This is a genomic window from Nonomuraea sp. NPDC050540, from assembly GCF_044457485.1.
Taxonomy (GTDB): Bacteria; Actinomycetota; Actinomycetes; order Streptosporangiales; family Streptosporangiaceae; genus Nonomuraea.
Genome location: NZ_JBITHA010000024.1, coordinates 128401 through 136024, shown reverse-complemented (window position 1 = coordinate 136024; position 7624 = coordinate 128401). Strand labels below are relative to the sequence as shown.

Below are 7624 nucleotides of genomic sequence, written 5' to 3'. Positions count from 1 at the left end.
GTCACCCGCTCGGCGCTGCAGAACGCCGCCTCCATCGCGGCGCTGTTCCTGACCACCGAGGCCGTCATCGCCGAGAAGCCGGAGAAGAACCCGGCTGCCCCGGCTGGTGGCATGCCCGGCGGCGACATGGACTTCTAAGTCCAGCCATTTCGCAAAGAGGGCGTCTCCCGGTTCGGGGGCGCCCTTTTCGCGTACGCCCAAAGGCAAGGAGCTCCGCGCGCCTTCTTTCGAGCTCACGCCCACGGAAGGCAGGGCGCCGGCCTTGACCGAGGCTGAGATCCTGGAATGGTGAACGAGCCGATCAGCCAGGCATTGATCGTCTATCTGAGCGGCGGCGCCGGTCCATGGCCGCGAAAGGATCCGGCCGCCCTCGCGAAGTCGCTGGGACCCGACCAGGCGGCCCAGGTGCTTCCCACGTTGGACGCGCTGGCCGACGAGATGTTGAACGTCCCGGTGAACTGGGAGAACCACACCCTGCGATCCGGCACGGCCCAGGCCGTGGCCGAGATGCGCGTCCGTCACCCCGATCTCACCGACGAAGCCCTCCACGAACTCGGCCGGTACTACAGCTACAACTGGAGGTGATGATGATCCGCATCGCTGTCTCCGGGCATCGCGGTCTGCCTGCCGGCACGGTGTCCCTCGTCGATGACGCTCTGCGCGGGACGCTGGCCGGGCACTCACCCGAGGTCGTCGGGCTGTCGTGCCTGGCCGACGGCGTGGACCAGATCTTCGCCCGTGCGGTGCTGGACCTCGGGGGCAGCCTGGAGGCGGTGGTTCCGGCCGACGGCGAGCGAGTCCGCAGCGTCGGCCATGCGCAAGCTGACCACAGCGCTCACGGGCGCCTGAACGGTTCAGAGGCGTTTGACCCAGCGGCCCCATTCGGGCTGGCGGGTGTATCCGGCGGCCGACCAGGCGTGGTGGGCGAGGGTGTTGTCGTGCAGGACCATGGCGTCGGCGCGGAAGGCGCCGAAGGCGGCGAAGCGGGCCTCGGCGGCGGCGAGCAGCGTGGTGCCGATGCCCTTGCGGCGGTACGACGGGTGGACGGCCAGCCGGTACAGATGGGCCCGCCAGCCGTCCCATCCGGCGATGAGGGTGCCGGCCAGCTTGCCGTCCAGTTCGGCCAGCAGCAGAGATTCGGGGTCGCGGGCGATCAGGGCTTCGACCTTGGCGGGGTCGTCGTGGCGGTCGGTGCCTTCCGCGGCCTCGGCCCAGAAATCCAGGACGGCCTTGATGTCTGATTGATTGCCGTTTCTTACTTTTACCCCGAATTCGGCCATGGCTCTGGAATTTATCAGGCGCGCAGGCCCGACAGCAGGGTGGCCGCGATGGCGTCCGCCTCGGCGCGGGCGGCGGCCGGGTCGTCGGCCTCCGCGATGGCCAGAGCCAGCTCGGTGATGGCGCCGAACAGGGCGCGGCCGAGCATCTCCACGGGGCGGCGGGCGAGGTAGCCCTCGTCCATGAGCGTGGTCAGCGCGTCGCGGAGCAGGCCGCCGAAGTGGCGTACGTCGAGCTCCTGCCAGCGTTCGTGGCCCAGGGCGATCGGGCCCTGCTTCAGCACGATCTCCCGGAACTCGGGCCGTCCGCAGGCGTCCAGGTAGGCGGTCAGCCCGGCTCGCGCGCGGGTGGCGGGGTCGCCGGCGGTCATCGCCGTGGTGACCGCGCGGACGGCGGAGTCCTCCAGCTCTTCGAAGACGGCCTCGAACAGGCCCTGCTTGCCGTCGAAGTGGTGGTACAGGGCGCCGCGGGTCAGGCCCGCCTGGCGTACCAGCTCCTCTGCCGAGACGGCGGTGTAGCCGCGTTCGGCGAAGACGCGGCGGCCGACGTCGATGAGCGCCTGGCGGGTGGTCTCCGCGTAGAGCTCGCGCCGGGTCTTGACGGATGCCATGCGTCATGGATATCACATACAACATGAATGTCAGATACAGTGTGGATGTGGCTGTCGTCGGCGCGGGGCTGGCGGGGCTGGTGGCCGCGCGGGATCTGGTGCGCGCCGGGCACGACGTGGTGGTGCTGGAAGCGCGGGAGCGGGTCGGCGGGCGTACCCTCAACGGCGAACTGCCGGGCGGCGCGGCGATCGAGCTCGGCGGGCAGTGGGTCGGGCCAGGGCAGGATCGGGTGCTCGCGCTCATCGGCGAGCTCGGGCTGACCACCTTCCCCACCCATCACCAGGGCAGGCGGGTGGCCGAGCTGGTGGGACGGCGCGTGGAGTACACGGGGCGCGTTCCGCGGATCGGGGCGCTGGCGCTGGCCGACCTCGGGCGGGCGCAGCTCGCGCTGGACCGGGCGGCCCGCCGTATCCCGCTGGAGGCGCCCTGGACGGCGCCCGGCGCCCGCGAGCTCGACGCGCAGACGTTCGCGGCCTGGATGCGCGCCCGCACCCGCACCAAGAGCGGCCGGGCGATGGTCAGGCTGGTCACCGAGGCGATCTTCTCGGCCGAGCCGGAGGAGATCTCGGCCCTGTGGGCGCTGTACTACTTCGGCTCGGGCGGCGGCTTCGACGCGCTGACCGAGGTCAGGGGCGGGGCGCAGCAGGACCGCGTCGCGGGCGGCTCGCAGCGCGTCGCGCTCGCCGTCGCCGCGGAACTCGGTGACCGGGTACGGCAGGCGGAACCCGTCACCGACATCACCTGGGACGACGACCAGGTCGTGCTCCGCACCCCGGGCACCGAGACCCGCGCCAGGCGCGCGATCGTCGCGGTGCCGCCGCCGCTGGCCGGCCGGATCAGGTACAGCCCCGGGCTGCCCGGCGACCGTGACCAGCTCACCCAGCGGATGCCGATGGGCCGGGTCATCAAGGTGCATCTGGTCTACGGGGACCCGTTCTGGCGCGAGGCGGGCTACTCCGGGGAGGCCAACAGCGACGTCCGCGCGCTGGGCACCGTCCTGGACAGCACCCCGCAGGGGGAAGGCGGTCCCGGGGTGCTCACGGGCTTCTTCGAGGGCGCGCACGCCGACGCGGCGGCCCGCCTGAGCGTCGCCGAGCGGCGCGGCCGGGCCGTGGACGACCTGACCGCCTACTTCGGCCCCGTGGCCCGCTACGCGATCGACTACATCGAGCTCGACTGGGCCGCGGAGGAGTGGAGCCGGGGCTGTTACGGCGCCTTCGCCGCGCCCGGGACCCTGACCAGGTTCGGCCCCGCCCTGCGCACGCCCGTGGGGCCGCTGCACTGGGCGGGGACCGAGACCGCCGTCCGCTGGGCGGGCTACATGGACGGCGCCGTCGAGTCGGGCCACCGGGCCGCGGCGGAGGTCGCCAAGGCCCTGGGTGACGACCAGATCGCCTGAGCGGCGGGAGGGCTAGATCGCCAGAGCGGCGGGGAGCGGCTTGTCGTGCAGGACGGTCAGCGAGGTGACCGCGCGGGTGAGCACGACGTACAGGCGGGCCAGGCCCCTGGGCTCGGCGGCGACGATGTCCGCCGGCTCGACCACGATCACGTGGTCGTACTCCAGGCCCTTGGCCAGGGTCGCGGGGATGACGAGCAGCCGGTGTTCCTGGTCGGCGGCGTCGGGGTCGAGGACGGCGTGGGCGATGTCCTCCAGCGAACCGGAGACCTGCTCCACCAGCGCGTCCGGCACGATCACGCCGATCGAGCCCTCCCTGGACAGGGTCGCGCCGACCGCCTCGGCGAGCGCGGCGCCCGGCCGTACCGACAGGGAGCCGAGCCCGGGGCGCAGCGACCGCGGCGGGGCCAGCCCGGGGGCGACGGACGGCAGGAGGCGGGCGGCGTAGTCGAGCACCTCGCGCGGCACGCGGAAGCCGAGGGTCAGCTCGGTGACCTCGCCGGAGTCCTGGCCGAGGTGCCGGAGCACGGCTTCCCACGAGGTGGTGGACCAGGGCGTGGTGCCCTGCGCGAGGTCGCCCAGGACGGTCGCGGAGCCGTTGCGGCAGCGGCGGCCGAGGGCGCGCAGCTGCATCTCCGACAGGTCCTGCGCCTCGTCCACGACGAGGTGGCCGAGCGAGGAGGTGCGTTCGATGAGGTCGCCGAGCTCGTCGAGGAGCGCGGCGTCGGCCGCCGACCACTTCGCGGACTTCCATCCACGGTACGGCTTCCGCCAAAGCAGCATTTCCTGCTCGCCAGGCGAGATATCGGATTTGGCACATGCCTTGGCCAGGAACCCGGCGTCCGACAGCAGCCGGAACAGCACCTGGGCTGGCGTCACCTTGGGCCAGACGGCGTCCACGAGCTGCTTGACCGGCTTGGACCGCGCGACCGCGTCCTGCACCCGGTCGTCGGGGGAATCGCCGCGCTGCTCCATGCGGACGAGCACCTGGTGGGCCAGGCGCTGCGCGAGCGCCGCCCGGCCGGGGCCGTAGCGGGTGGTGCCGCGCAGGGAGGCGACGATCTCGCGCACCTCGTAGTCGGCCACGCGGAAGCGGTGGACGCCTCGGGTGTAGACCAGGCCCTCCTCCGGCTTGCTGATGTGCAGCCAGAGCGCCCGCTCCAGCACCGCGGCCATCCGGGCGTCGCCCTTGATCGCGGCGACCTCCGGCTCCTCCGGGGTGTCGTAGGCGCCCAGCAGGTCGGCGACGGTGGTCTGGTCGACCTTGACCTCACCGAGGGCGGGCAGGACGGAGGAGATGTAGGACAGGAACGCGCGGTTCGGCCCGACGATCATGACGCCGGAGCGGGCCAGCCGCTCGCGATGGGTGAACAGCAGGTAGGCGGCCCGGTGCAGCCCCACGGCGGTCTTTCCGGTGCCGGGCGCCCCCTGCACGCACACGGTCTGGGTCAGCGCGGCGCGGACGATCTCGTCCTGGTCGGGCTGGATGGTGGCGACGATGTCGCGCATCGGGCCGGTGCGCGGGCGCTCGATCTCGTCGGTGAGGATCTTCGAGGGGCCCAGGTTGCCGCCCTGGTCGAGCGGTTCGTCCTCGTAGGCGGTCAGCGCGCCGCCGTGGTAGCCGAAGCGGCGGCGCCGTACGACGTCCATGGGGTCGGAGGGGCTGGCCTGGTAGAACGGGCGCGAGACCGGAGCGCGCCAGTCGATCACCAGCGCGCGGCTGGCGCCGTCGTGGACGTGCCTGCGGCCGACGTAGATGGTGCCGGGCAGATCATCGCCCGCGCTTCTGTCGAGCCGGCCGAAGAACAGCGGCGTGTCCGGGTGGTCGGCGAGGGCCGCGACGCGCTGGTCGAGCAGCGACTGGAGTACCTGCTGCGAGACCCAGTCGCCGGCCGCCTCCGCCGACAGCGACTGCGCGTGCTCGCGCATCGCCTGCAGGGCCTTGCGGGATTCGGCCAGGTGAGACTGCTCGGCGGACAGAACGTCCGCTGGATCGTCGGATATGTCGGGTGCCAGCTGGTGTGCGGGCATGCGAAAGCGCCCCCTGTCGGAGTGGTAACCGGTAGCGAATCGGCCAGTCTAATCGGGGAAACGGGAGGCATCCAAAGCATTTACGCGGGGTAGGGGGAGACCGTGGCACGTGTGCGGTTCGGCGTCTCCCCGATCGTCCCCACCATCGCGAGCTTTCTGCTCGCCGCGTTGTGGGGGCTGTCGGTCTTCGCGGGCTGGGGGACGGCGGCCTTCTGCGCGAACGGCGACGCCACGCAGTGCGGCCAGCGCCTGGACGCCGTCGCGGGGTTGTCCGGGCTGTTCGCGATGCTCGCGGCGGTCTGTACGGCCGCCGCCTGGATCCTGCCCGCCGCCAGGAAGGACCATCGCACCTTCAACCTGTACATGGGCTCGGCCGTGGCCGCATGGGTGGTCGCCGAGGGTGTGCTCTTCCTGGGTGGCCTTCTCGTCGGCTAACTAAATCGCCAAAAAATCGGGCATTTCAGGTGGGAATGGGGGATCATCGGGTATGTCGCAGCTGGCGTGAAGTAGGCGACAGCGCGCAGGTGAGGGGGGTGGTTCGATTGTCGACGGCCCGCGGAGTTTCGTGGACCTGAGGTTCTGGGCAAGGCCCGGCCGCCGGAGCGGCCGGGCCTTCATACTTCCAGGACGTCGTCGGCGTCGATGATCTGGTACGCGTAGCCCTGCTCGGCCAGGAATCGCTGGCGGTGCGCCGCGAACTCCTGGTCGACGGTGTCCCGGCTGACCACGGTGTAGAAGCGGGCGCCGCCCCCGTCGGCCTTGGGCCGCAGCACGCGGCCGAGCCGCTGCGCCTCCTCCTGCCGCGAGCCGAACGTGCCCGACACCTGGATGGCGATCGCCGCCTCCGGCAGGTCGATGGAGAAGTTGGCCACCTTGGAGACCACGAGGACCTGGATCTCCTTGTCGCGGAAGGCCTGGTAGAGGCGCTCGCGCTCCTTCACCCGGGTCTCGCCCTTGATGACCGGCGCGTTGAGGTGCTCGCCCAGCTCGTCGAGCTGGTCGATGTACTGGCCGATGACCAGCACCTGCTCGCCCAGATGCTTCCTGACCAGCGCCTCGGTGACGGTCGTCTTGGACGGCGTGGTGGCGGCGAAGCGGTACTTCTCGTCGGACTCGGCCATCGCGTAGGCCAGCCGTTCCTCGTCGGAGAGCGTGACCCGGACCTCGACGCAGTCGGCGGGCGCGATCCAGCCCTGGTTCTCCATCTCCTTCCAGGGCGCGTCATAACGCTTGGGCCCGATGAGGGAGAACACGTCGCCCTCGCGGCCGTCCTCGCGCACCAGCGTCGCGGTCAGCCCCACGCGGCGGCGGGCCTGCAGGTCGGCGGTCATGCGGAAGATGGGCGCGGGCAGCAGGTGCACCTCGTCGTAGACGATCAGGCCCCAGTCGCGCGCGTCGAACAGCTCCAGGTGGGCGTAGACGCCCTTCCGCTTGGTCGTCATCACCTGGTACGTGGCGATGGTGACGGGGCGGATCTCCTTCTTGGTGCCGGAGTACTCGCCGATCTCGTTCTCGGTCAGCGAGGTGCGCTTGATCAGCTCGGTCTTCCACTGGTGGGCGCTGACCGTGTTGGTGACCAGGATCAGCGTGGTCGCCTGGGCCTGGGCCATCGCGGCCGCCCCGACGATCGTCTTGCCGGCGCCGCAGGGCAGCACGACCACTCCGGAGCCGCCGTGCCAGAAGGCCTCGGCCGCGTCCTTCTGGTAGGTACGCAGTGACCAGCCGTCCTCCAGCAGCGAGATCGGGTGCGCCTCGCCGTCGACGTAGCCCGCGAGGTCTTCGGCCGGCCAGCCCAGCTTGAGCAGCGCCTGCTTCACGTTGCCGCGGTCGCTCGGGTGCACCACGACCGAGTCGGCGCCCATGCGCTCGCCCAGCATCGGCTGGATCTTCTTCGAGCGCAGCACCTCTTCGAGCACGGCCCGGTCGGTCGAGGTCAGCACCAGGCCGTTGACCGGGTCCTTCTCCAGCCGGAGCCGGCCGTAGCGAGCCATGGTCTCGGCGATGTCGACCAGCAGCGCGTGGGGGACCGGGTAGCGGCTGTGGCTGATGAGCGCGTCGATGACCTGCTCGGCGTCGTGACCGGCGGCTCGCGCGTTCCACAGCGCCAGCGGCGTGACGCGGTAGGTGTGCACGTGCTCGGGCGCGCGCTCCAGCTCGGCGAACGGCGCGATCGCCTTGCGACACGCGTCCGCGTTGGCGTGGTCGACCTCAAGCAGCAGCGTTTTGTCGGATTGGACGATGAGCGGGCCGTCGTTCACTGGTCCCCCTTCGATGGCTACCGCCTATCCAACACAAAGAAGCGGCGGAA

General features: G+C 71.3%; 8 protein-coding genes. 3 read left to right on the top strand and 5 right to left on the bottom strand.

Annotation, left to right across the window (positions count from 1 at the left end):
- Positions 1-285: 285 nt before the first annotated feature.
- Entirely contained in the window at positions 286-585 is a 300-nt protein-coding gene (locus ACIBI5_RS48755; protein WP_397257769.1) for a hypothetical protein, read from the top strand.
- A gap of 95 nt (positions 586-680) precedes the next feature.
- Here ACIBI5_RS48755 and ACIBI5_RS48750 read toward each other — a convergent pair whose 3' ends face one another.
- From ACIBI5_RS48750 to ACIBI5_RS48740, 3 genes are read right to left on the bottom strand one after another with little or no spacing between them, the layout of a single operon-like run.
- A complete protein-coding gene (locus tag ACIBI5_RS48750) occupies positions 681-839 on the bottom strand; it encodes a hypothetical protein (RefSeq protein WP_397257767.1) in 159 nt (52 codons plus the stop codon).
- A gap of 15 nt (positions 840-854) precedes the next feature.
- Complete coding sequence (locus tag ACIBI5_RS48745; RefSeq protein ID WP_397257766.1) at positions 855-1280, bottom strand: GNAT family N-acetyltransferase; 426 nt, start codon at positions 1278-1280, stop codon at positions 855-857.
- Between the two features lie 14 nt (positions 1281-1294).
- Positions 1295-1888, bottom strand: coding sequence for a TetR/AcrR family transcriptional regulator (locus ACIBI5_RS48740; RefSeq protein WP_397257764.1), 594 nt, complete (start codon positions 1886-1888; stop codon positions 1295-1297).
- A gap of 47 nt (positions 1889-1935) precedes the next feature.
- Between ACIBI5_RS48740 and ACIBI5_RS48735 the strand changes: the two genes are divergently transcribed.
- A complete protein-coding gene (locus tag ACIBI5_RS48735) occupies positions 1936-3288 on the top strand; it encodes a flavin monoamine oxidase family protein (protein WP_397257762.1) in 1353 nt (450 codons plus the stop codon).
- A gap of 12 nt (positions 3289-3300) precedes the next feature.
- Here ACIBI5_RS48735 and ACIBI5_RS48730 read toward each other — a convergent pair whose 3' ends face one another.
- The gene (locus ACIBI5_RS48730; RefSeq protein ID WP_397257760.1) at positions 3301-5316 is read right to left on the bottom strand and encodes a HelD family protein; all 2016 of its coding nucleotides are present in this window, start codon (positions 5314-5316) and stop codon (positions 3301-3303) included.
- 102 nt (positions 5317-5418) lie between these two features.
- Here ACIBI5_RS48730 and ACIBI5_RS48725 point away from each other — a divergent pair, with 102 nt between their 5' ends.
- On the top strand, positions 5419-5751 hold the full coding sequence (locus ACIBI5_RS48725) for a hypothetical protein (RefSeq protein ID WP_184971992.1): 333 nt from the start codon (positions 5419-5421) through the stop codon (positions 5749-5751).
- Positions 5752-5930: 179 nt separating this feature from the next.
- Here the strand turns inward: ACIBI5_RS48725 and ACIBI5_RS48720 are convergent, their stop codons facing one another.
- Complete coding sequence (locus tag ACIBI5_RS48720; protein WP_397257758.1) at positions 5931-7574, bottom strand: DNA repair helicase XPB; 1644 nt, start codon at positions 7572-7574, stop codon at positions 5931-5933.
- Positions 7575-7624 lie beyond the last annotated feature (50 nt).